Genomic DNA, 22,463 nt, shown 5'->3' with positions numbered 1-22,463 from the left:
AGGATGAGCCTGCGTGAGGGCCTGACTGCGGCTGGCCTCCCGGGCGCCCGCAGGCCGCTCGGGTAGAGTTGCCAGCGCCCTGAACCAGGGCCATCCCCCGACGCGTACCGTAAGGCTGCCATCCGTGACCTCCTCTGACGCTCCGATCGACAAGGTCGTTCCGTCGAGCGCCCCCGAGCCCGCCTCCGCTCCCAGCGATCGTCCGCTGCGCATCCTGATCGGATGCGACACCTTCGCTCCCGACATCAACGGCGCCGCCCGCTTCGCCGAACGGCTGGCGGCGGGGCTCGTGCAGCGCGGTCACGACGTGCATGTCGTGGCGCCGAACAGGAAGTACCGTCGGGCGGAGCCGCAGACCGAGGTGATCGAGGGCGAGCCGATGACGCTTCACCGTCTGCCGTCAGTGCGCTGGGCGCCGCACGACTGGTTGCGGTTCGTGTGGCCGTGGCGCGCCAAGCACTACGCCAGAAAGGTGCTCGACCGGGTGCAGCCCGACGTCGTGCACATCCAGTCGCACATCGTGATCGGCCGCGGCCTCTCGCGCATCGCCGCGCAGCGCGGCATCCCGATCATCGCGACCAACCACGTGATGGCCGAGAACATCCTCGATCACACAGCGCTTCCCGAGTTCATCAACCGCCGGGTCATCGACTTCGCGTGGGACGACGCGGAGCGCACGCTCAAGCTCACCAGGGCGGTCACGACGCCGACGCGTCGGGCGGCGGACTTCCTGGAGAAGACGATCGACATCGAAGGCGTCATCCCGATCAGCTGCGGGATCGACCGCACGCAGTACACGCCGGTCGTCGCGCCGCGGGAGAAGAACCGCATCATCTTCGTCGGGCGCCTCACCGCCGAGAAGCAGATCGAAGTCATCCTGCAGGCGATGACGAAGCTCGACCCCGCGCTCGAGACGACGTTCGACATCGTCGGCGGCGGGGATCAGCGCAAGAATCTCGAGCGACTCGCCGGCGAGCTCGGTCTGTCGGACCGGGTCACGTTCCACGGTCGCACCACCGACGCGGAGCTGCGTGCCCTGCTCTCGCGCGCGAGTCTGTTCGTGATCGCGTCGATCGCCGAGCTGCAGTCGATCGCGACCATGGAGGCGATGGCGTCGGCCCTGCCGATCGTCGCCGCGAATGCCGTCGCCCTGCCGCACCTCGTGCACGACGGTGAGAACGGCTACCTGTTCGAACCGGGCGACGCCGACGACCTCGCCGCACGTCTCACGGATGTGCTGACGGCGGAGCCCGCCGAGTACGAGCGGATGCAGCAGGCATCGCTGGACGGTGTCCTCGTGCACGACATAAACCGCACGCTCGACACCTTCGAGGCGCTCTACCGCGACGAACCACTGCCGGCATAACCATGCACATCGTCTTCTTCGGCGATCAGCACCTCGCTTCGCTCGGTGGTGCGCAGGTGTCGATGCGGCTGCAGAAGCAGTACCTCGAGCTCGCAGGGCACACCGTGACCGTGGTCGCACCGAAGATGCACAACGGCAGCGTCTTCGGGTGGCCGAACCCCTTCGACCTCCCCTCCATACCGATCACGGTCGACCGCGAGTACTCGATGTCGTGGCCCGGCCGGCGCACCGATCGCTTCCTCGATCGGGCGTTCGTCTCACGCCCACCGGTCGACCTCGTGCACGTGCAGGCTGATTTCTGGGGCGCGTTCATCGGCCATCGGTTCGCCCATCGCCACGGCATCCCTGTGGTGCACACCATGCACAACCGTGTCGACGTCGGCATGGCCGCCGTCACCCCGCTGCACAGGCCGGCGCTGGCGGTGCTCAACCTCTGGCGACGCGCGGCGATGCGAGGGATCGGCCGAACGGTCGACGGCGTGGACGGATGGGCGTTCCTGCGCGGGATCGCGCAAGGCTCGAGTGCGGTCACGGCGCCGTCGGGGCACTTCGCTCGGCGCCTCGAGGAGCACGGCGTCTTCGAGCGGGTGGACGTGGTGTGGAACGGTATCGACGACGAGCTGCTCGCGCAGACGCTCGCGGCGCGCGACACCGCGGCTGGCGTGGCAGCTCGCATCTCGGATGGTGCGTCGAGCCCTCGGCGCCCACGGTTCGTATGGCTCGGGCGGATGAGCCCGGAGAAGAGGCTGCTGCCTTTCCTCGAGGCCGTTGTCGAGTCACGCGTGGATGCGGACATCGAGGTGATCGGCGGAGGCGGACAGCTGCGCGCCGCCGAGAAGATCGCCCGAGGTCACGACGGCATCCGATTCGCCGGGCGCCTCTCGTATCCGGACACCCTGGCGAGGATCGCTGCGGCGGATGCGGTCGTGCAGACCTCGATCGGTTTCGAGACGCAGGGCATGACGCCGTTCGAAGCGGCGACGCTGGGCACACCGACCGTCGTCAGCGACCCGGACATCGCCGCTGAACTGCGCGGTGGCCTCTGGGCCGTGCCGGACGCCTCCGTCACGGCGCTCGCGGACACGCTGCAGCGCGCGGCATCCGACATCGTCGCCGGCGACGCGCCGACGCCCGATCCGGATGTCGCAGCGGCATTCCGCCAGTCGTCGCGGACGACCGCGATGATCGAGGTCTACGAACGCGTGCTCGCGCGGCAGTGAGGGCGCACCCTCGCGTCAGAAGTAGAAGATCGAGCTGACCGCGTTGAGGATGAAGGCGAATCCGGCGCCGATGACGCCGGCTCCGCCGAGCCCGGTGGCGATGCCAGCGAGCCCGTGAGGGGCGCCGACCCGACGGAGTCCGACGATGCCGAAGATGAGCGCTGCCAGTGAGGCGAGGAAGGCGACCACCGAGAAGCCCCCGCTGACGAGACCGATCAGTGCGTAGTCGGCCGAGCGGATCATGATCTGGACGATCACGTTCGACAGCAGGCCGACGGCGAGTCCGATGAGGCCGATGATGAATCCGATCCGTCCCGGGGCGTTGGACGAGCTCGGAGAGGACGCGCCGGCATGACCGGGCTGTGCGTACTGCGCCTGCGCGTACTGGGGCTGCGTGTACTGGGGCTGCGCCTGCTGCTGCGGTGCGCCGCCGCCCTGGTAGTACTGATGCGCAGTCGGGGCCGGCTGGGCCGGCTGTCCCGGCTGCGGAGGATAGGTCGGCTGAGGCGGCTGGCCGGCGTTCGAGGCGTACGGCGGAACCGGGCTCTGTTGCGGATCGCTCATGCCGTTGAGCATATCCGCGGCTCGCGCTTCAGCGGTAGATCGGTGCCGATTCCGCGTTCTGTGCGGTGTCGCGCTCCGCGACGCGTGTCCAATCCGTCGCGATCGGCCGGAAGCCGTCGCGGCCCAGTTCGACGAGCGTCGCGATGACGCCGCCGAGGGCGAGCGTTGCGAGAAGGATGATGATGACCATGGCAGAAATGCTATGCATGGCGTCTTCTTGCCACGAGTGGCAGAATCGACATAGATCACCGGATAACTGCCAACATGGTGATCGCCAGTGATCGACCGGAAGGACGCCCATGAAGACCGTCGCATGCATCGTTCAGGACGGGTTCGCCCCCTTCGAGTTCGGGGTCGCCTGCGAAGCGTTCGGCCTCGACCGCTCGGATGACGGGGTGCCGAACTTCGACTTCCGCGTCGTCACCGCCGACCCCGGCGAAGTGGCCTCGAAGATCGGCTTCTCGATCAACGTCGAACACGACCTCTCGTTCGCCTACGAGGCCGATCTCGTGGTGGTCTCCCCGATCCCGCGCAGATGGTGGGGAGCCACCGATCCCCGCGTCCTCGATGTCGTGCGCGACGCCGAGGCCAGGGGCGCCTGGCTGCTCAGCATCTGCAGCGGGTCGTTCATCCTCGCGCAGGCGGGCGTGCTCGACGGCCGCCGCGCGACGACGCACTGGATGTACGCGCATGAGATGACGGCGATGTTCCCGCAGATCGACGTCGACCCCGACGTTCTTTTCGTTCAGGACGGCCGGATCATCACGAGCGCCGGCACCGCTGCCGGTCTCGACGCCTGCCTGCACCTCCTGCGGCAGGAGATCGGCGCCGAGCTCACGAACCGCGTCGCTCGCCGCATGGTCGTACCACCGCAGCGCGACGGTGGGCAGGCGCAGTACATCGACAGGCCGCTGCCGGCCGCGCAGACCGACTCGCTCGTCGCGGTCACGGACTGGGCCGTCGAGAATCTTCGTGAGGAGCTGACCGTGGATCAGCTCGCCTCGCGCGCGCACATGTCGCCGCGCACCTTCGCCAGGCGTTTCAAGGCCGAGCACGGTGCGACGCCGGCGGCATGGCTGGCCAGGCAGCGCATCATCCACGCGCAGCGACTGCTGGAGCGCTCAGATCTGGGGCTCGACGCGATCGCCATGGAGTGCGGCTTCGGTTCTGCCGCGGTACTGCGGCAGAACTTCGCGCGGGTGCTGGCGACGACGCCGACGGCCTACCGCGCGAAGTTCGCATCGGTCGAGGAGTCTGCCGCCTGATGCGCTCAGTGCTCGGCGAGTGACCAGTGCCCTGGTACGGGCAGGGTCGTCTGACGCACGTCGAGTGAGGTGTGGCCGACGGCCGCGACGCAGTACAGCAGTGACTGCGTCGGGTATCCGTGCGGGCGGTTGTCGCGGATGATGGCGGCGTCATCGGTGGGGTCGAGAGCAGTGGATGCGGCGAGCAGCTCGATCCATTCGTGATCCCAGTGGTCAGTGGTCGCCGCATGGGCTCTGAACTCCGGCAGCCACCTGGCGATCCGGGCCGTGGCGGGATCGTCGAGACCGTCGTGCGCGATCATGTGCACGCCGGTCGGAACGGGTGTCTCGGTCAGATCCGCGCCGTCCCACGACAGCACGCGCGCGGCCTCCGGTCCGACCTCCAGCAGATTGAAGCCGTGCATGGGGAGTGGAGCGATCGGCGATCGACCGGCGACGGACTCCAGGGCCAGGCTGCCTCGGCTGGCCACCTGATCCTCAGGCAGATCGAGCACGTCGGCCCGGTTGAGCAGCACGGCGAGGCGCCGACTGCTCCGGTCCGCCGCGAGCCAGGCGCCGCCCGCACGGCGATCGCGGATGCCTGTCACTCCTGGATAGCGCTCCGGCCACCATTCGCCCAGCGAATCCCAGGCGCGCTGCGGATCCTCATCGCGGACAGCGAGAAGTCTCGACCCTCCCGGCTCGGCGACATCGATCACGACGGTGCACACGGAGCCCAGTCTAGGTCTGGCCGCGCAGAGGGTACGCGCACCCGACGGGTCAGATCGTGATCACGATCTTGCCGCGGACGCCCCCGTCCTCCAGTGCGCGATGGGCGCCGGCGATGTCGGACAGGGGGAACACGCGGTCGAGCTGAGGACGGATCGCACCTGACGAGACCCATCGGCCCAACTCGGCGAACAGCGGCGTCCGCGGATCGCCGCTGAAGAAGCGCGTCCACCGCGTACGACGCAGCGAGTTCGCGGCGATGTACCCGAGCGACCGAAAGGGGTGCGTGAGATCGAACGCGATGGCGACCATGCGACCGCCGGGAGCGAGCAGGCGGCGGAATGCGGGCAGATCGGTGCCGACGGTGTCGAGCACGACGTCGAACTGCCCGAGTTTGCCGGGACGGCGGTAGTCGATCGCCTCATCCGCTCCCAGCTCCCGCACGAGATCGAGGTTGCGCGCGCTCGCCAATCCGGTCACGTGCGCGCCCATCGCCTTGCCGAGCTGGACGGCGACGTATCCGACCCCGCCCGTCGCGCCGCGCACCAGAAGGCGCTCGCCGGGGGCCAGCGCGGCCTTGTCGCGGAGCGCGGTGATCGCGGTCGTACCGGCGGGCAGCGCGGCGGCCTGCACGGCATCCAGACCTTCCGGCACCAGGCCGAGGTGATCGGGTCGGACTGCCGCGTACTCCGCCGCGGTGGCCAGCGGCATCCCTCCGATGCCCCAGACCAGGTCGCCGACCGAGAAGCGGGAGGCGCCGGGGCCGACCACCTCACCGACCAGGTCGAGACCGACCTGCTTGGGGAACCGATTGCCGCTGAACGGACGAAGGCGTCCTGCGCGCATCGCCAGTTCGCCGCCGTTGACCGACAGCGCGCGCACTCGGACCAGGACGTGCCCCGGCTTCACGCGGGGCAGCGGCCCTGTCACTTCGCGGAGCACGTCCGCGGATCCGTAGCGGTCGTAGCTGGCCATGCGCATGGTCTCTGAGGTCATTCCTCCTGTCTAACATCCGAAACGGAACGACCACTCCGTTTCGTCTAAAGTGAGAGCATGACGACGAAATCGACTCGGTTGCGGACGGATGCCGCCGCGAATCGCTCGCAACTGCTCGATGTCGCGCGGCAGACCTTCAGAGACGACGGTCTGGGGGTGTCGATGAGCGAGATCGCGCGCCGCGCGCGCCTCGGTGTCGCCACGTTGTATCGGCATTTCCCATCGAAGGGCGATCTCGTCGCCGAGGCGTTCGCCGACCCGATGGGGGAGTGCGCCGACATGCTCGACGATGCGCTCGCCGATCCCGACCCGTGGCGCGCGTTCTCCCGTGTCATCGAGGAGGTGTGCGAGATGCAGGCGCACGACAGGGGATTCTCGGCCGCGCTCGTGTCGGCGCTTCCTGGAACGTCGGACTTCGGTGCGCTTCGGGAGCATGCCGAGACGACCTTCGCCGAGCTGGCTCGCCGTGCGAAGGCATCCGGTGATCTCAGAGACGACTTCTCGACGTCGGATCTGATGCTGATCCTGCTGGCGAACTCCGGGGTGCGTGCCGGTGCGGGAGACGCCGCGCCGGCCGCATCCCGTCGGCTCACCGGCTATCTGCTGCAGTCCTTCCGCGCGAGCGCGGCGGACGTTCCCCTCCCGCCGCAGGTGCCGCTCCCGCTCGACGTGTCGGCACTCTGAGTGGCTACCGCACGCCCTTCATGAGGCGCAGCACCGGCTTGACCGCGAGCAGCATCGCCACGCCCACCGCCGCTGCGATGAGGCCGAGCACGAGGAAGTACGGCACCTCGTTCGCCGGGTCGTAGAACACGGCGAGCTGTCCGGCCAATGCCGTGCCGAGCGACACGGACAGGAAGAACAGGGCGACCATCTGCGTGTGGAACGCCTTCGGCGCGAGCTTCGTCGTCACGGACAACCCGACGGGCGAGAGCAGCAGCTCGGCCACGGTGAAGGCGAACAGGATGCCGATGATGGCTAGCAGCGGAGTGGAGTTCTCGCCGCCTCCGGCGAAGGGCAGGAACAGCAGGAACGCGCCGCCCATCACGATCGCGCCGAGGCCGAACTTCACCGGCGTCGACGGCTGCCGCGTGCCGAGGCGCGTCCACAGCCAGGCGAAGACGCCGGACAGCACGATGATGAACACCGGGTTGATCGACTGCACCCACGAGACCGGCATCTCCCAGCCGAACAGGTCGCGGTTCAGGCGCTTGTCCGAGTACACGGTGAGCACCGTGAACTGCTGCTGGTACAGCGACCAGAACGCCACCGAGGTCAGGAACAGCGGCACGAACGCCCACACGCGGCTGCGCTCCTCCGAGGTGACCTTGCGGCTGCCGAGGATCACGGCGAAGTACGCGATCGTCGCGGCGATGACCGTGATGATGACCACCAGCGCGAGGTTATCCGCACGGATGACCCCTGTCAGCACGAGCACGACGATGACGATCACGGCCGCCGCCGCGATGCCGCCGACGAGCGGGTAGCCGCGGCGCGGAAGGGGGTTCGAGACCTTCCGGGCCTCATCGGGAAGGCCCCGACGACCGAACGAGTACTGCACGAGACCCGCGATCATCCCGACGGCGGCGAGTCCGAAACCCCAGTGGAATCCGGCCGTGGACTGCAGCAGCCCCGTGAGGATCGGGCCGAGGAACGCCCCGAGATTGATACCGAGGTAGAACAGCGAGAAGCCGCCGTCGCGCCGCGTGTCGTCGGCGGAGTAGAGCGTGCCGACGACGGATGTCGCGGTCGCCTTCAGTCCGCCCGATCCGATCGCGACGAGGACCAGGCCGACGCCGACCCCGACGAATCCAGGGAGCAGTGCCAGTGCGAGATGGCCGGCGACGATGACGATCGCGCTGAAGAACAGCACGCGTTCCGCACCGAGCAGGCGATCGGCGACCCATGCGCCGAGGATCGTGGAGAGGTAGACCGCGCCGCCGTAGGCGCCGACGATGCCCGCGGCCACCGCCTCCGGCATGCCCAGCCCGCCCTCGGTGGCCGAGTAGTACAGGTAGATGAGCAGGATGCCCTGCATGCCGTAGAAACTGAACCGCTCCCACATCTCCACGCCGAAGATGTGCGCGAGCGCGCGCGGGTGGCCGAAGAAGCCCCTGTCCGCGGATCCGGCGTCGGGCGTCGTGGAAGCAGGAGGAGAAGTGCTCATATCCCGTCACGTTACGCCTCCACGTGGCGGCCGTCGATCCACGGCAGGCGACCCGTCCGCCCCGGCAGGGTCGACACAGGGCAGAATCGAAGCATGAACATCGTCGTCGGAGTCACGGGCGGCATCGCCGCGTACAAGACGGTCAATCTGGTGCGACTGCTGATCAAGGCGGGTCACGAAGTGACGGTTATCCCCACGGAGGACGCACTGCGCTTCGTCGGGGCGCCGACGTGGGAGGCGATCAGCCGCAATCCAGTCACGACGAGCGTGCACGATGACGTGGCGAAGGTGCGCCACGTCGCACTGGGTCAGGCGGCGGAGCTGGTGATCGTCGCACCGGCCACCGCGAACACGATCGCGAAGATGACTGCGGGGCTCGCCGACGATCTGCTCGGCACGACGCTGCTGGCGACGACGGCTCCCGTGGCGATCGCGCCCGCGATGCACACCGAGATGTGGCGGCATCCGGCCACCCGGGCCAACATCCAGACGCTGCGCGGGCGCGGGGTCAGCATCCTCGGCCCCGACGACGGAGAGCTGACCGGCGGTGACTCCGGTCCGGGCCGGATGCTCGAGCCGGAGGAGATCGTCGATTCGGCCCTCGCACTGCTCTCGCCGCAGGATCTCGCCGGAACCCGCGTGGCCATCTCGGCCGGCGGCACGCGCGAGCCCATCGACCCGGTGCGGTTCCTCGGCAACCGCTCGAGCGGGCGGCAGGGCGTCGCGCTGGCAGCCGAGGCCGCGGCCCGCGGCGCCGACGTCGAGCTGGTCGCCGCGAACATCACCGCCGATGTGCTCGCCGAAGCGCGGCATCCGCGCATCACGGTGCACTCGGTCGGCACCGCCGCGCAACTGGGCGAGGCGATGACGGATGCCGCGGCATCCGCTCATGTCGTGATCATGGCTGCCGCGGTCGCCGACTACCGGCCCGCCGAGCCGTCGGATCAGAAGCTCACCAAGGAATCGGGCATGCTCGACCGCGTCGAACTCGTCGAGAACGCCGACATCGTCGCCGGGCTCGCCGCGTCGCGCCCGCAGGGGCAGACGGTCGTGGCCTTCGCGGCGGAGACGCTGTCGGACGCGGAGCAGCGCCGCGAGCGCGCACGTCGCAAGCGCGAGCGCAAGGGCGTCGACCTGCTCGCGGTGAACCTCGCGGATGCGGAGCACGGCTTCGAGAAGGCCGAGAACGCCGTCGAGATCATCGGAGAAGGCGGTGCGGTCATCGCTACGGCCGAGGGCTCCAAGCGCCACGTCGCCCGCGAACTCTGGGACGCCGTGCAGAAGACGCGCAGTTGAGGTAAAGTTGAGTCATCACCACTCAACTTTGAAGAGGAGCCGTCCAGGAGGACACGATGACCAACCCCGCACAGCCGCAGCAAGACGATCAGCAGTCCGCCCTCGAGCAGTTCGGCATCAACCTGACCGATCGCGCACGTCAGGGAAAGCTCGATCCGGTGATCGGGCGCGACAGCGAGATCAGGCGCGTCAGTCAGGTGCTCACCCGCCGCACGAAGAACAATCCCGTGCTGATCGGTGAACCGGGCGTCGGCAAGACGGCGGTCGTCGAGGGATTGGCGCAGCGGATCGTTGCGGGAGACGTCGCGGAGTCGCTCAAGGACAAAGAGCTCATCACGCTCGACATCTCAGCCCTTGTCGCCGGCGCCATGTACCGCGGCCAGTTCGAGGAGCGCCTGAAGCAGGTTCTCAAGGAGATCACCGAGTCCGACGGTCAGGTCATCACGTTCATCGACGAGCTGCACACGCTCATGGGCGCTGGTGGGGGCGAGGGGTCGGTCGCGGCATCCAACATGCTCAAGCCCATGCTCGCCCGCGGTGAGCTGCGGCTGATCGGTGCGACCACGCTGAACGAGTACCGCGAGTTCATCGAGAAGGACGCCGCGCTCGAGCGCCGCTTCCAGCAGGTCTACGTGGGCGAGCCCACGGTCGAGGACACCATCGCGATCCTCCGAGGACTCAAGGAGCGCTACGAGGCGCATCACAAGGTCGCGATCTCCGACAGTGCGCTCGTCGCCGCGGCATCGCTCTCGAATCGGTACATCCCCTCGCGTCAGCTGCCGGACAAGGCGATCGACCTGATCGACGAGGCCGCGTCCCGTCTGCGCATGGAGATCGACTCGGCCCCGGTCGAGATCGATGAGCTGCGCCGCCACGTCGATCGGCTCAAGCTCGAAGAGCTCGCCCTGAAGAAGGAGAAGGACGCCGCCTCGAAGGAGCGCCTCGCGGCCCTGCGCGAAGACCTCGCGGCAGAGCAGTCCCGTCTCGGCGAGCTGCAGGAGCGGTGGGAGCGCGAGCGGGCCTCGCTGAACAAGGTCGGAGACCTCAAGACCCGACTGGATGCCGCGCGCAGCGACGCCGAACGTGCGCAGCGCGAGGGCAACCTCGAGAAGGCGTCGCGGCTGCTGTACGCCGAGATCCCGGCGCTGGAGCGCGAGCTGATCGAGGCGGAGCAGTCCGAGGAGTCGGAGGACGGCGAAGGCCGCATGGTCAACGAGCAGGTCACGGAGGAGGACATCGCCGGCGTGATCGCGGCGTGGACCGGCATCCCCGTGGGGCGGCTGCTGCAGGGCGAGACCGAGAAACTGCTGCATCTGGAGGCCGAGCTGGGCAAGCGCCTGATCGGTCAGAAGGACGCCGTGCAGGCGGTGTCGGATGCCGTTCGCCGCTCACGCGCGGGCATCAGCGACCCCGGTCGCCCGACCGGATCGTTCCTGTTCCTCGGCCCGACCGGTGTGGGAAAGACCGAGCTCGCGAAGGCGCTCGCCGAGTTCCTGTTCGACGACGAGCACGCCATGGTGCGCATCGACATGTCGGAGTACGGCGAGAAGCACACCGTCTCGCGGCTCGTCGGTGCCCCTCCCGGCTACGTCGGGTACGAGCAGGGTGGTCAGCTCACCGAGGCCGTCCGCCGCCGCCCGTACAGCGTCGTGCTGCTGGACGAGATCGAGAAGGCGCATCCGGAGGTCTTCGACGTGCTGCTGCAGGTCATGGACGACGGTCGCCTGACCGATGGACAGGGGCGCACGGTCGACTTCTCGAACGTGATCATGATCCTCACCTCGAACCTCGGCTCGCCGATCCTCATCGATCCGACGCTGTCGCTCGATGACAAGCGCGAGGGCGTCATGACGCTCGTGCGTCAGTCGTTCAAGCCCGAGTTCGTGAACCGTCTCGACGACATCGTGATCTTCCAGGCGCTCACAGAGGACGACCTGGCCCAGATCGTGGAACTCGCGATCGATCAGCTGCACACGCGGTTGCGCGAGCGCAGGCTCACCCTCGCGGTCACGCCCGACGCCCGGTCGTGGCTCGCCGAGCGGGGATACGACCCGGTGTACGGGGCGCGTCCGCTGCGCAGGCTCATCACGAACGAGATGCAGAACAAGCTGGCCACCGCGCTGCTCTCGGGAGGCGTGCGCGACGGGGACACCGTGCGTGTCGATGTCGCGGCGGACGGCTCCGGCCTGGTGCTGACCTCGGCGTAGGCCGCCCCGCCTGGCGATGGTGGCCCGGAGGAGCCGCACTCCCGTGACGGTAGGGTCGACCGTATGAGGCTCTCCGGTCGGTTCGTCCGTGTCTTCCAGTGGATCGCCCCTGTGCTGCTGACGGGGCTCGTGGTGTTCGGGCGCGGTCTGTTCGGCGCACCGATGGGATGGATGACGCTCATCGGCATGTTCGCCGGTCCTGTCGTGGCGATCGCGATGTACATCGCGCCGATCATCGTGCTCTTCGACCGCGATGCGAAAGCGGCCCGCAGCACCAGGGTGTTCTACAACATCGCCAGCGGGGTGACCTGGATCGCGCTGCTCGTGATGATGTTCACGCTCGAAGACGGTGGCGACACGCCTCCGTTCGGCTCTGTGATCTCTACCTGGGGGTGGACGAGCAGCACGGCATCATCGAACATCTTCGCCGTGGCGCTGATCATCGGGTTCCTCGGATGGGTCGCGACGATCACGACCGCGATCATCGGTGTCGTGCTGTCGCGCACCCCAGGCCGGGTTCCGCTCGCGCCTACTTTCCCGTGAACTCCGCCTTGCGCTTCTGCTGAAACGCCGCGAAGCCCTCGCGGTAGTCGGACGTGTCGCGCAGCGACGATTGGTTCGCGTTCTCCTCCGCGACGGCATCCCACAGCGCGAGACGCTCGTCGCGCAGCCTGGCGACCAGGCGCTTGCTGGCGAGGAACGCCTGCGTCGCGCCGGCGGCGGCCGCGGATGCTGCGGCAACGGTCGCCGGGATCACATCGGCGGCCGGCAGCACCTGCGAGAACAGGCCGGACTGCACGGCTTCGGTGCCGCTCATCAGTCGCCCTGTGTAGACGAGGTCGAGCGTCTTGTGCGCGCCGAGGCGCTCGTAGAACAGTGCGTGCCCGCCGGAGTCGAGCGTCGCACCGAGTGCGGCGAACGGCGAGCCGATCTTCGCGGTGTCGGCGACGTACACGACGTCCGTGGCGATCAGCAGACCGAGCCCGACGCCGAGGCACGCGCCGTGCGCTGCTGCGAACGTGGGCGCGTGAAAAGCCGACATCTTCTGCAGCAGCGGGGTGACGACGCCCGCCAGGTACCCGGTCACATCATCCGTGGCAGGATCCACATCGGCGATGTCGCGCCCGGCGCAGAACCCGGCACCCTCACCGCGGAGCACGAGAGCGCGCACGCCAGCGGCCTCGGCCGCATCGTACGCATCGCCGAGCTCCGTCAGCGCCTGCACGTCGAGCGCATTGCGCTTGTGCGGAGCGTTCAGGACCACGTGGGCGACGTCGTCGGTGATGGCCAGGTCGATCATGTTCGCTCCTCGTGTCGGATCAGGCGTCGTGTCGGATCAGGCGTCGTAGTCGACGACCACGCTCTTCGTCGTCGGGTGGGACTGGCACGTCAGTACGTATCCGCGTTCGATCTCGTCGGGTTCGAGCGCGTAGTTCTGAGTCATCCGCACCTCACCATCGATCAGCCGCGCACGGCACGTGCCGCAGACGCCTCCGGCGCACGCGAACGGCACGTCCCCGCGCACGCGCAGCGCCGCATCCAGGATCGCCTCGTTCGCCGCGACAGGCGACTCGACCGTCGATGAGAGGCCGTCGAGGGTGAACTCGATGCGCCGCGTCTCATCGCCCTCGCCGATGACCACAGGGCGTCCCCGGTCGACACGCGGACCGTCGGCATCGCTCGTGAACAGTTCGAAGCGGATGCTGTCATGCGGCACACCTCGGCCTTCGAGCGTCTCACGGCAGAGCGAGACGAGGTCGAAGGGTCCGCACAGGAACCATTCGGTGACGGTGCTCGGCGGCAGCAGGCCGTCGAGGATCGCGTTCAGCTTTTCGGCGTCGATGCGTCCGGACAGCAGTGGTGCCGTGCGCTGCTCGCGGGAGAGCACGTGGTGCAGGGCGAGGCGTGCGGGGTAGCGGTCCTTGAGGTCGGCGAGGTCGTCGAGGAACATGACGTCCTGGGTGGCACGGTTCGTGTAGACCAGGCTGAACCGCGCGGTCGGCGACGACGCCAGCACGTGGGATGCGAGCGCCATCATCGGCGTCACGCCTGAGCCCGCCGCGATGCCGGCGATGTGCGCGTGTTCGAGGTCGGGCAGGTTGGTGGTGAACGTGCCCTCCGGACTCATCACCTCGATGCGATCGCCGGGCTTCAGATTCTCGTGCGCCCAGACCGAGAAGAGCCCGCCGCGGTCGCGCTTGATACCGACGCTGACCTCGCCGAGGGTCGGCGGGCGGCAGATCGAGTAGCTGCGGCGCACCTCATGGCCCTCGACGTGGGCGCGCAACGCCACGTACTGCCCCGGAAGATAGTCGTACTCGCCGTGCAGCTCAGGTGGGACGGTGAACGTGACCTCGATGCTCTCGGTCGTCAGCGGCCGCACGTCGGAGACGGTGAGCTCGTGGAAGCGCCCCCGGCGGCGCGTGGTCGTGGTCACAGCACCCGTCCTCATCACAGCACCTTGAAATGGTCGAAGGGCTCGAGGCAGGCGCGGCACTCGAAGAGCGCCTTGCACGAAGTCGAACCGAAGCGGGCGATCTCACGGGTGTCGAGCGATCCGCAGCGGGGGCACTTGACCGCCAGTCGCAGCCGAATCGGCCCCTGCCCGAGGGCGGCACGCGCGTGCGGCGGGGCGATGCCGTACTCGCGGAGCTTCTGTTTCCCGGCATCCGTCATCCAGTCCGTCGTCCACGCCGGAGACAGTGTGGTGCGCACCTCGACGTCGTCGAAGCCCGCGGCCGTGAGCGCGAGGGTCACGTCGTCGCGCATCGCGTCGAGCGCGGGGCATCCGCTGTACGTGGGGGTGAGCGTGACGATCACGGTGTCGTGATCGATGGTCACGTCTCTCAGCACGCCCAGGTCTTCGATCGTGAGCACGGGGATCTCGGGGTCGGTCACCGTGGCGGCGATCGCCCAGGCGTGCGCGCGGCGCGTGGTCGTCTTCGTCACCATGACGCCCCCGGATGCTGTCTCGCCAGGACCTGCATCTCGGCGAGGAGATGTCCCATGGCGGGGAAGTGCCGACCGCGGCGGCCGCCGCCCGATGACGCGCTCACATCGGGGATGTCGAGTTCGGCCTCGGTGAAGACCGCGGCGATCACCGCGTCGAACCCTGCGCGCAGAGTGGAGGGGCGAGCCGCGATGCCGTCGAGCTCGTCGATCAGAGGTTCGTCGCGGAACAGCTCTTCGACGTACGGCCAGACGTCCCGTACCGCGCGGATCATTCGCCGTCGCGACTCCTCGGTGCCGCCGGCGAGGCGCAGCGTCCACTGCGCGGCGTGGTCGCGGTGGTAGTCGACCTCTTTCAGCGCCTTCTCCGCCACGGCGGCGAGCGTCGCATCCTTCGATGCGCGCAGCGCGGAGTAGAGCTCGAACATGTAGGCGGATGCTGTGAGCTGCCGGGCGATCGTCTGCGCGAAGTCGCCGTTGGGCTGCTCGAAGAGCCACGCGCTGCGGAATTCCGGCTCGTCGCGGAAGTACGCCAGATCGTCTTCGCTGCGGCCGTCGGCGGTGCCTGCATAGTGCAGGAGTGACCGGGCATGACCGAGCAGATCGAGAGCGATGTTGCCGAGCGCAACGTCCTCCTCGAGCTCGGGCGCGTGTGCGATCCATCCGCCGAGCTGCTGCGACAGGATCAGCGCGTCGTCGCCGAGCCAGAGGGCGTACTCGGCGACGGCCGGGGTCGCGGTGGCGTCGGCGTCGCCGGTGAGTTCGGCGGCGAGCTCCACTTGGTCGACCGTGACGTGCGGGAGCGGGCGGGAGGCGGTCACAGGTGCGGCACCTCCTCGGATGCGGTGTAGTACACCGCGTGACGGTAGTTCTTGCCTGCAGGGCTTTCGAAGAACGAGCCCTTCGCGTCGGGGTCGCTCGTGGTGATGGCGTCCGCCGGAACGACCCAGATCGAGGTGCCCTCGCCGCGGCGCGTGTACAGGTCGCGGGCGTTGCGAACGGCGAGCTCGGCGTCTGGCGCATGCAACGACCCGGCGTGCACGTGGCTCATGCCGCGGTTCGCGCGGACGAACACCTCCCACAGCGGCCAGGTCTCGGATGCGGTCTCGGTGCTGACCATCACGCGGCCTCCTTCGCGTTCCGCTCGGCCTGCTTGCGGGCATACTCCGCAGCGGCCTCGCGCACCCAGGCGCCTTCCTCGTGCGCCTCACGCCTCGCGCGCAGCCGTTCGCTGTTCATGGGTCCGTTGCCACCGAGCACCTCGAAGAACTCGGTCCAGTCGATCTCGCCGCCGATGTACTGCTGCGTCTCCTCATCGAAGTGCAGCTCCGGATCGGGCAGCGTGACGCCGAGAGCCTCGGCCTGCGGCACGAGCATGCCGATGAACCGCTGGCGCAGTTCGTCGTTCGAGAACCGCTTGATGTTCCATGCCATCGACTGCGCCGAGTTGGGGGAGTCGCCGTCCGGCGGGCCGAACATCATCAGGCTCGGCCAGTACCAGCGGTCTACGGCATCCTGCGCCATCTCGCGCTGCGCATCCGTTCCCTGCATCAGCGACAGCAGGATCTCGAAGCCCTGCCGCTGATGGAACGACTCTTCCTTGCAGATGCGGATCATCGCCCGCCCGTACGGCCCGTAGGACGCACGGCACAGCGGCACCTGGTTGCAGATCGCAGCGCCGTCGACGAGCCACCCGATCGCGCCCATGTCGGCCCAGGTTGGAGTGGGGTAGTTGAAGATCGACGAGTACTTCGCCTTGCCCTCGATGAGCTGCATGGTCATCTCGTCGCGCGTGATGCCGAGCGTCTGCGCGGCCGAATACAGGTACAGGCCGTGGCCGGCTTCGTCCTGCACCTTCGCCATCAGGATGGCTTTGCGCTTCAGGCTCGGGGCGCGGGTGATCCAGTTGCCCTCCGGCTGCATGCCGATGATCTCGGAGTGCGCGTGCTGCCCGATCTGCCGGATCAGCGCACGGCGGTAGGCATCCGGCATCCAGTCGCGGGGTTCGATGCGCGAGTCGGCGGCGATGATCTCGTCGAACCGGCGCTGCTCTTCGCTGATCGTGTCCGGTTGGGGGGCTTCCGGTGCGGTGGTCATCCCGACTCCTTCGTCGCGGCGCGTCATTACTGACCGTGCGTTCAGTAATTGTCTCACAAGCTCACGGCGCGCGCATCATCGGGCGTAGGGTTCGATCGTCACCCTGCGCGTTCTCGACCGCGCGGGCTCGGGATTCCGGCCGGATGCCATCTCTGCTCGCGATCCCACCACAGTGGTCCTCTGATCTCGGGGACGCCACGATTCATGCGGATCCGCCACTCCGAGAGGTGGAGATTGCGGTGGTGCCACCAGCACAGCAGCACACCATTATCAGTATGGGTGGGACCGCCGTCGGCGTACTCGAACACGTGATGGACCTCGCACCAGGATGCCGGCACCGTGCAGCCAGGGATCACGCAGCCGCCGTCACGAAGAGTGATCGCCCGGCGCTGCAGGGCGTTGAAGATGCGCGCGGAAGTGCCGAGGGAGGCGATCCGACCGTTCTCATCGAACAGCACGCGCTGGATGCCGCCGGAACACCCGGTCTGCGCGGCCACGCGCGAGGGGATCCGGTCGCCGGTGTTCAGCACCGTTGCCCACCCGCTGCCCGCTGCGTAGTCTTCAGCGGTGACGGTGACCACGAGGGTCGGCGACGCACCACCGATCTGCGGGAACTCGCCCGCACGCGCAGCGCCGTTGATGATCATCGCGAAGGCATCGTGCATCTTCTGCGTTCTGGTCCGCTGGTCGAGGTACATCGAGTCGGTATGCGGATCGCCGTTCGGCGTCGTCTCTTCGTCGGCGCTCTCGGTGAAGTGCACTCCGGTCGTCGGATCATCTGGCCCATCGACTCGAGGATTGAGGATGCTGTCCAGCAGCAACTTCAATTGACCGGCTACTTCGGGGAGAAGATTTCCGCGCAGAGGCACGCTGCCGTCGCGCTCCCGTCCGAGCGTGAGACTCCGGGCGCGCGCGCCGATCTCGTCGGATGGCTCTGCACCATCAGAATCGAGGTAGGCGGCGAGCACTTGCGACAGCATCCGCAGGTCTTCCGGTGTGGGCAGCGGGCCGATGCTCACACCGCCGTCTGCGCTGCGGCTGATCCCGCGAGCGACGTCGGCGAGCTGCCGGTCGGCCTCCAGTCGTTCGTCATCGAGGATTCGGCGGCGGGATTGCTCCAGCGGCTCCATCGCCGCGAGCAGACCGGCAACGCCGACCGATCCTGTCACCATCGCATCGCGCAGCGCGGGGTAACGTGCGGGAAGGAACTCGCCGTTCGATATCCCCCGAGCCCGGCTCAACAACCTGGCGACCTTCATCACGCGATTCGCGTCGCGCGTCTCACTGCGTGTCAGCACCCGCACGAGGGCGACCGGCCGTGACCATCCGTATTTCGCCGTGAGCTTGTCGTCGCGCATCGGCGCAGACCGTTCAAGCACCTGGACGGCCGCCTCGACCTGCAGACCCTCGATCCGTTTTTGGATGCTGCCGCTCAGTTCAAGAAGCGCGGCGATCTCGGCATCCGCAAGATCGGGAATCTCTTCGCGACCGAACGCATCACGACTCGCCTCAGCGAGAGACCGGTCGAGGTCTTCGAGGTGAGTGACAACGCTGTTCATAACTCCTATTCAACCGAGGGCCACCGACATTCCGAGCCGAAAAACGGGCTGATCAGAAAAGTTTTCTGAACGAATTTGCGATTAGCTCAACGGTTGAGAAGCGTGGTCTGGATCTTCTCGGATACGGCCTGGCGCAGTGGGCGCACTGCTTCGGCGTCCCAGGACTCTGGGTTCGGGAACGACCACTCCAGAACCTCTCCGCGGGGCGTGGAAGGCAATGTGAGTCCCGGCTTCATAAGCACCACGATGTCGGCGGTGTCCAGGTCCTCGACCGTGACGGCGCGGGGCGCCCGAGCGGTGATATCCATTCCGAGCTCTGCCACGGTGGCGGCTACGGCCGGGTTCACTTCACCGGCGGGGGAAAGGCCGGCCGAGGTCGCGGCGAAGCGGTCGCCGGCTAAGTGCTCCAGGAGAGCCGCGCCGAGCTGCGAACGGCCGGCGTTGTGCTGGCAGATGAAAAGGACGGTCGAAGTGGTGTCAGTCACGGGTTCTCCTTCAGGGTGAGTCAGCTGGCGGCGAGCCGGGGCGCGAGTTCCGCTATCCGGCGCTCCAGCTCGTCGAAGGTGGTGTCGAAGGCGTCGTCGGTGCCGATCCGCACGGGGTCGGGGATCGACCAGTGCAGGTGTCCGGCAACGCCAAGTTCTTCGTGGGCGCTGTCGCATACGGTGACCACGAAATCTGAATCGTTCAGGATCGAAGTCAAGGCTTGGGGTGATTCATCCCGCAGAGCTAGCGAGTGGCGATCTGCTGCGGCCACAGCGCCCGGATCTATCCGCTCGGCCGGGTGCGTTCCTCCGGATGACGCCGGGATGCTGCTGTGGGTCGACCACAACGCCGCCGCGAGCTGCGACCGCGCGGAGTTCGCGGTGCACACGAACACGACACGGCTCGCGCGTTCCGCCCGTCCAGGAGTGAGTTCGTGAAGAGCGTCGTCGGTCAGATGGACGTAGCTGCGGCGCTTGTCAGCCTCTGAGCGGGAGCGTGACACCATCCCCACGGACTCCAGCACATTCAAATGATGTGTGATGAGATTCGACGGAAGGCCTAGTGCCACCCCGATCTCGGTCGGGGAGAGGTCGCCCAGTGTGAGGCGATCGACGATCTGCAGGCGTGATGGGTCGCTCAGCGCAGCATGCTTTGCCGCGCGCGCCTCCACCTGATCAATTCGTTCAGTGTTCATTGACTCAATCTTGACTGAATTACCTCGTTCAGGTCAAGATGAGCCGACATGAAGACTTCTTACCCCTCCCTCACCGAAGCAGAGCGGCCACACGTGCTGCGCCGCGCTGCCGCCGAGTTTCTCGGAACCGGCCTGCTCGTCACCATCGTGGTGGGCTCCGGTATCGCCGCGCAGCGGTTGTCCCCGAACGATGTCGGTCTTCAGCTGCTGGAAAACAGCCTTACCACCGCCCTCGGTCTGACGGTCCTGATCCTCATGCTCGGTCCGGTGTCCGGTGCGCACTTCAATCCCGTGGTGACGGTCGCGGGTTGGCTGCTTGGCCGCAGCGCCGGCACCAGTCTTCCGCTGCGCGACGTCGCTACGTACGTGCTCGCGCAGATCTTCGGCGGCATCGCCGGCACCCTCCTCGCGGGGGTCATGTTCGACACCGGCCCCGCGCTCTCGTCCAACGACCGCGTCACAGGCGGGCACCTGGTCGGGGAAGCGGTCGCCACAGCCGGCCTCGTGCTGCTGATCTTCGCACTCGCCCGCACCGGAAAGGGCTCGGCCACCGCGGCCGCGGTCGGGGCGTACATCGGCGCGGCCTACTGGTTCACTAGCTCCACATCGTTCGCGAACCCCGCCGTCACGATCGCGCGAATGTTCACCGACACGTTCGCCGGCATCGCACCCACCTCTGTCGCGCCGTTCATCGCCGCACAGCTCGTCGGGGCTGCCATCGGCCTCGCGCTGCTGCTCGGCCTCTATCCAACCGCGGCCCGCACGGCCGGCGACGTCGTGGTCCCTCAGCAACTCGACAACCAGCCCTGAAAGGCACCCTCATGCATCTTGTAGCGATCGGCGGAAGCGACGCCGGAATCTCCACCGCCCTCCGCGCCCGCGAACTCGACCCGTCCGTCGATGTCACAGTCGTGGTCGCCGACTCGTACCCGAACTTCTCCATCTGCGGCATCCCGTACTACTTCTCCCGCGAGGTGCAGCCCTGGCAGTCGCTCGCCCACCGCACCCACGCGGATCTCGAAGCCACCGGCATGAACCTCCGGCTTGACACCCTCGCCACCGGCATCGACGTCGACAGCCGCCGGCTCACCGTCCGCAACGCCGACGGCACGGAATCGGCCATCCCGTACGACGAGCTCATGGTCGGCACGGGGGCATCGCCGTCGACAGCCGGCATCGCAGGTCTTGACCAGCTCGGCCCCGACGACGGCGTGCACCTGCTGCACTCGATGGGCGACACTTTCGCGCTCGAGAAGTACCTCGACGAACATCAACCCGAGACGGCGATCATCGTCGGAGCCGGCTACGTCGGCCTCGAAATGGCCGAAGCCCTGACCGTGCGCGGCCTCCAGGTCACCCAACTCCAGCGCGGCCCCGAAGTCCTCTCCACCCTCGATCCCGAACTCGGCTCCCTCGTCCACGGCGAACTCACCCGACACGGCGTCGACGTCCTCACTCGCACCCGAGTCGAAGCTGTCACCCGCGACGCAGGACGAATCACCGTTGTCGGAACCCACGACGGTGACCCGTTCTCCCGCACCGCTGACGTGGTGCTCGTCGTCGTCGGCGTACGGCCCAACACCAGCCTTCTCACGGCAGCCGGCGCAACCACGGGCGCGGGCGGCGCTGTGGTCGTCGACGAACGGATGCGCACCGGCCTGCCGCACGTCTGGGCGGCCGGCGACGGAGTGGTCACCCATCACCGCCTCCTGGGTGTCACGTATCTCCCGCTCGGTACGACAGCCCACAAGCAGGGACGCGTCGCAGGCGAGAACGCGATCGGCGGCGACACGCAGTTCGCCGGAAGCCTCGGCACACAGGTCGTGAAGGTGTTCGACGTCGTGGCAGCTCGCACGGGCCTCCGCGACCAGGAGGCCACGGCGGCCGGTTTCGTGCCACACAGCCACACCGCGATCGTTGATGACCACAAGCGGTACTACCCGGGTGCGACGCCCATCAGCATCCGCATCACAGGCGATACTCACGACGGCCGACTACTCGGGGCGCAGCTTGTCGGCACCCGCGGCGCGGAGATCTCAAAGCGCGTCGACACATACGCGACGTCCCTGCATCACGGCATGACGGTCGCGGCAATGAGTGACCTGGACCTCTCCTACACGCCGCCGCTCGGCTCGCCGTGGGATGCCGTGCAGGTCGCAACCCAAGCATGGGAGCGAGAGACACGCCTGTCGGTATCAGCGGGGTGACGGTACGCCGCAGACGATCGTTTCCGGCAGTCCCGCGGACACCGCAGACCAGGTGCTCGACACGCCGAAGACGATCCGCCGAAGTCGCCCACCGAAACCCATTCACGCCGAAACGCCGACAGCCCGTTTTCGGCAGGCGCACGCAGTCGGGTGCAGACGGCTCCCGAGCGCGAGCGGAATCCCCGGGCCGCGGAGCATCAGTGAGAGCGGGAGACGAGCTCCAGGAGCGCCCGACCGTACGCTTCAGACGGATCGGGATGCTCGAAACGCAGCGCCTCACCGCTGATCTCGATCTCCACTAGGAAGGAATCCTCCAGGCGGACCAAGCTCCTGAAGGTGCCGCGCAGGAGGTCGCGCAGTTGATCCTCGCGCGGCAGCCAGACGGCGTCCGCCAGCTCGACCGCATCCAGCGCCCACTCGGTCGTGCCGTTGAACGCGAGGTCGGTGCCGCGCGGCGTCCGACGCGCCTCGATGGTCATCTCGCTGACGGTGAAGACCTCGGCCTCGACTTCGAGCTCGACCTCGTCGGGGAGGTCGAGCAGGAATCGGTCGCCGCTCTGGGGGAGCCATACGAGGCCGGCCTGCCGCAGCGCGACCGCGAGTTCGCGGGTGATCACGTTTTCCACGCTAGACGATGGCCTGTGGCCCGCGGCCTGCCCTGTCGCTTTCCGGACACGCAGCC

24 protein-coding genes are annotated in these 22,463 nt (G+C 67.8%); 9 read left to right on the top strand and 15 right to left on the bottom strand.

Going from position 1 to position 22,463, the window contains the following annotated elements; translation table 11 throughout:
* The first annotated feature begins 145 nt into the window (after nucleotides 1–145).
* On the top strand, nucleotides 146–1,366 hold the full coding sequence (locus tag ACYVG2_RS12265; protein WP_448964499.1) for a glycosyltransferase: 1,221 nt from the start codon (nucleotides 146–148) through the stop codon (nucleotides 1,364–1,366).
* A 2-nt stretch (nucleotides 1,367–1,368) separates the two neighbouring features.
* On the top strand, nucleotides 1,369–2,586 hold the full coding sequence (locus ACYVG2_RS12260) for a glycosyltransferase family 4 protein (protein ID WP_460781239.1): 1,218 nt from the start codon (nucleotides 1,369–1,371) through the stop codon (nucleotides 2,584–2,586).
* Nucleotides 2,587–2,601: 15 nt separating this feature from the next.
* On the opposite strand, the gene ACYVG2_RS12255 is transcribed toward ACYVG2_RS12260, so the two are convergent.
* Both ACYVG2_RS12255 and ACYVG2_RS12250 read right to left on the bottom strand, forming a co-directional pair.
* Nucleotides 2,602–3,150, bottom strand: coding sequence for a hypothetical protein (locus ACYVG2_RS12255; RefSeq protein WP_460781238.1), 549 nt, complete (start codon nucleotides 3,148–3,150; stop codon nucleotides 2,602–2,604).
* 28 nt (nucleotides 3,151–3,178) lie between these two features.
* Nucleotides 3,179–3,340 (bottom strand): hypothetical protein, encoded by a 162-nt coding sequence (locus ACYVG2_RS12250; RefSeq protein ID WP_460781237.1) that lies wholly within the window; start codon nucleotides 3,338–3,340, stop codon nucleotides 3,179–3,181.
* A 109-nt stretch (nucleotides 3,341–3,449) separates the two neighbouring features.
* Between ACYVG2_RS12250 and ACYVG2_RS12245 the strand changes: the two genes are divergently transcribed.
* Nucleotides 3,450–4,415, top strand: a complete 966-nt coding sequence (locus ACYVG2_RS12245) for a GlxA family transcriptional regulator (protein WP_460781236.1) — start codon at nucleotides 3,450–3,452, stop codon at nucleotides 4,413–4,415.
* A 5-nt stretch (nucleotides 4,416–4,420) separates the two neighbouring features.
* Here ACYVG2_RS12245 and ACYVG2_RS12240 read toward each other — a convergent pair whose 3' ends face one another.
* Entirely contained in the window at nucleotides 4,421–5,125 is a 705-nt protein-coding gene (locus ACYVG2_RS12240; RefSeq protein WP_460781235.1) for an NRDE family protein, read from the bottom strand.
* A 49-nt stretch (nucleotides 5,126–5,174) separates the two neighbouring features.
* Nucleotides 5,175–6,119, bottom strand: a complete 945-nt coding sequence (locus ACYVG2_RS12235; RefSeq protein ID WP_460781234.1) for an NAD(P)-dependent alcohol dehydrogenase — start codon at nucleotides 6,117–6,119, stop codon at nucleotides 5,175–5,177.
* A gap of 57 nt (nucleotides 6,120–6,176) precedes the next feature.
* Between ACYVG2_RS12235 and ACYVG2_RS12230 the strand changes: the two genes are divergently transcribed.
* Nucleotides 6,177–6,803, top strand: a complete 627-nt coding sequence (locus ACYVG2_RS12230; protein WP_460781233.1) for a TetR/AcrR family transcriptional regulator — start codon at nucleotides 6,177–6,179, stop codon at nucleotides 6,801–6,803.
* 4 nt (nucleotides 6,804–6,807) lie between these two features.
* On the opposite strand, the gene ACYVG2_RS12225 is transcribed toward ACYVG2_RS12230, so the two are convergent.
* Nucleotides 6,808–8,286, bottom strand: coding sequence for a peptide MFS transporter (locus tag ACYVG2_RS12225; RefSeq protein WP_460781232.1), 1,479 nt, complete (start codon nucleotides 8,284–8,286; stop codon nucleotides 6,808–6,810).
* Between the two features lie 93 nt (nucleotides 8,287–8,379).
* Here ACYVG2_RS12225 and coaBC point away from each other — a divergent pair, with 93 nt between their 5' ends.
* From coaBC to ACYVG2_RS12210, 3 genes are all read left to right on the top strand, one after another.
* The gene (gene coaBC, locus ACYVG2_RS12220) at nucleotides 8,380–9,582 is read left to right on the top strand and encodes a bifunctional phosphopantothenoylcysteine decarboxylase/phosphopantothenate--cysteine ligase CoaBC (RefSeq protein WP_460781231.1); all 1,203 of its coding nucleotides are present in this window, start codon (nucleotides 8,380–8,382) and stop codon (nucleotides 9,580–9,582) included.
* A gap of 56 nt (nucleotides 9,583–9,638) precedes the next feature.
* Entirely contained in the window at nucleotides 9,639–11,789 is a 2,151-nt protein-coding gene (locus ACYVG2_RS12215; protein WP_460781230.1) for an ATP-dependent Clp protease ATP-binding subunit, read from the top strand.
* A 63-nt stretch (nucleotides 11,790–11,852) separates the two neighbouring features.
* Nucleotides 11,853–12,332 carry a hypothetical protein gene (locus tag ACYVG2_RS12210; protein ID WP_460781229.1) on the top strand — a complete coding sequence of 160 codons (480 nt, stop codon included), beginning with the start codon at nucleotides 11,853–11,855 and terminating at the stop codon, nucleotides 12,330–12,332.
* Here ACYVG2_RS12210 and ACYVG2_RS12205 read toward each other — a convergent pair.
* The 9 genes from ACYVG2_RS12205 to ACYVG2_RS12165 form a co-directional block, all read right to left on the bottom strand.
* Nucleotides 12,319–13,089, bottom strand: a complete 771-nt coding sequence (locus tag ACYVG2_RS12205) for an enoyl-CoA hydratase/isomerase family protein (RefSeq protein WP_460781228.1) — start codon at nucleotides 13,087–13,089, stop codon at nucleotides 12,319–12,321. The genes ACYVG2_RS12210 and ACYVG2_RS12205 overlap by 14 nt on opposite strands.
* A gap of 36 nt (nucleotides 13,090–13,125) precedes the next feature.
* Nucleotides 13,126–14,241: a 1,2-phenylacetyl-CoA epoxidase subunit PaaE gene (gene paaE / locus ACYVG2_RS12200; protein ID WP_460781227.1), complete on the bottom strand. Its 1,116-nt coding sequence runs from the start codon at nucleotides 14,239–14,241 to the stop codon at nucleotides 13,126–13,128.
* A complete protein-coding gene (gene paaD, locus ACYVG2_RS12195) occupies nucleotides 14,241–14,741 on the bottom strand; it encodes a 1,2-phenylacetyl-CoA epoxidase subunit PaaD (protein WP_460781226.1) in 501 nt (166 codons plus the stop codon). The genes paaE and paaD overlap by 1 nt, the downstream gene beginning before the upstream one ends.
* Nucleotides 14,735–15,580: a 1,2-phenylacetyl-CoA epoxidase subunit PaaC gene (gene paaC / locus ACYVG2_RS12190; RefSeq protein WP_460781464.1), complete on the bottom strand. Its 846-nt coding sequence runs from the start codon at nucleotides 15,578–15,580 to the stop codon at nucleotides 14,735–14,737. The genes paaD and paaC overlap by 7 nt, the downstream gene beginning before the upstream one ends.
* Nucleotides 15,556–15,858 carry a 1,2-phenylacetyl-CoA epoxidase subunit PaaB gene (gene paaB / locus ACYVG2_RS12185; RefSeq protein WP_460781463.1) on the bottom strand — a complete coding sequence of 101 codons (303 nt, stop codon included), beginning with the start codon at nucleotides 15,856–15,858 and terminating at the stop codon, nucleotides 15,556–15,558. Before paaB ends, paaC begins: the two co-directional genes overlap by 25 nt.
* Nucleotides 15,858–16,835: a 1,2-phenylacetyl-CoA epoxidase subunit PaaA gene (paaA, locus tag ACYVG2_RS12180; protein ID WP_460781225.1), complete on the bottom strand. Its 978-nt coding sequence runs from the start codon at nucleotides 16,833–16,835 to the stop codon at nucleotides 15,858–15,860. Before paaA ends, paaB begins: the two co-directional genes overlap by 1 nt.
* Nucleotides 16,836–16,933: 98 nt before the next feature.
* A complete protein-coding gene (locus tag ACYVG2_RS12175) occupies nucleotides 16,934–18,394 on the bottom strand; it encodes an HNH endonuclease signature motif containing protein (RefSeq protein ID WP_460781224.1) in 1,461 nt (486 codons plus the stop codon).
* Nucleotides 18,395–18,480: 86 nt separating this feature from the next.
* Nucleotides 18,481–18,879, bottom strand: coding sequence for an arsenate-mycothiol transferase ArsC (locus ACYVG2_RS12170; RefSeq protein ID WP_460781223.1), 399 nt, complete (start codon nucleotides 18,877–18,879; stop codon nucleotides 18,481–18,483).
* A 20-nt stretch (nucleotides 18,880–18,899) separates the two neighbouring features.
* A complete protein-coding gene (locus ACYVG2_RS12165) occupies nucleotides 18,900–19,574 on the bottom strand; it encodes an arsenate reductase/protein-tyrosine-phosphatase family protein (protein WP_460781222.1) in 675 nt (224 codons plus the stop codon).
* Between the two features lie 48 nt (nucleotides 19,575–19,622).
* Here ACYVG2_RS12165 and ACYVG2_RS12160 point away from each other — a divergent pair, with 48 nt between their 5' ends.
* Together ACYVG2_RS12160 and ACYVG2_RS12155 are read left to right on the top strand one after the other, a co-directional pair.
* The gene (locus ACYVG2_RS12160) at nucleotides 19,623–20,384 is read left to right on the top strand and encodes an aquaporin (protein ID WP_460781221.1); all 762 of its coding nucleotides are present in this window, start codon (nucleotides 19,623–19,625) and stop codon (nucleotides 20,382–20,384) included.
* 11 nt (nucleotides 20,385–20,395) lie between these two features.
* Nucleotides 20,396–21,781 (top strand): FAD-dependent oxidoreductase, encoded by a 1,386-nt coding sequence (locus ACYVG2_RS12155; RefSeq protein ID WP_460781220.1) that lies wholly within the window; start codon nucleotides 20,396–20,398, stop codon nucleotides 21,779–21,781.
* 197 nt (nucleotides 21,782–21,978) lie between these two features.
* Here ACYVG2_RS12155 and ACYVG2_RS12150 read toward each other — a convergent pair whose 3' ends face one another.
* Nucleotides 21,979–22,398, bottom strand: coding sequence for a pilus assembly protein CpaE (locus ACYVG2_RS12150; protein ID WP_460781219.1), 420 nt, complete (start codon nucleotides 22,396–22,398; stop codon nucleotides 21,979–21,981).
* Nucleotides 22,399–22,463 lie beyond the last annotated feature (65 nt).

It is taken from the genome of Microbacterium shaanxiense, assembly GCF_054779995.1.
The sequence above is the reverse complement of the archived record's forward strand: the minus strand, read 5'-3'. Positions and strand labels throughout refer to the sequence as shown.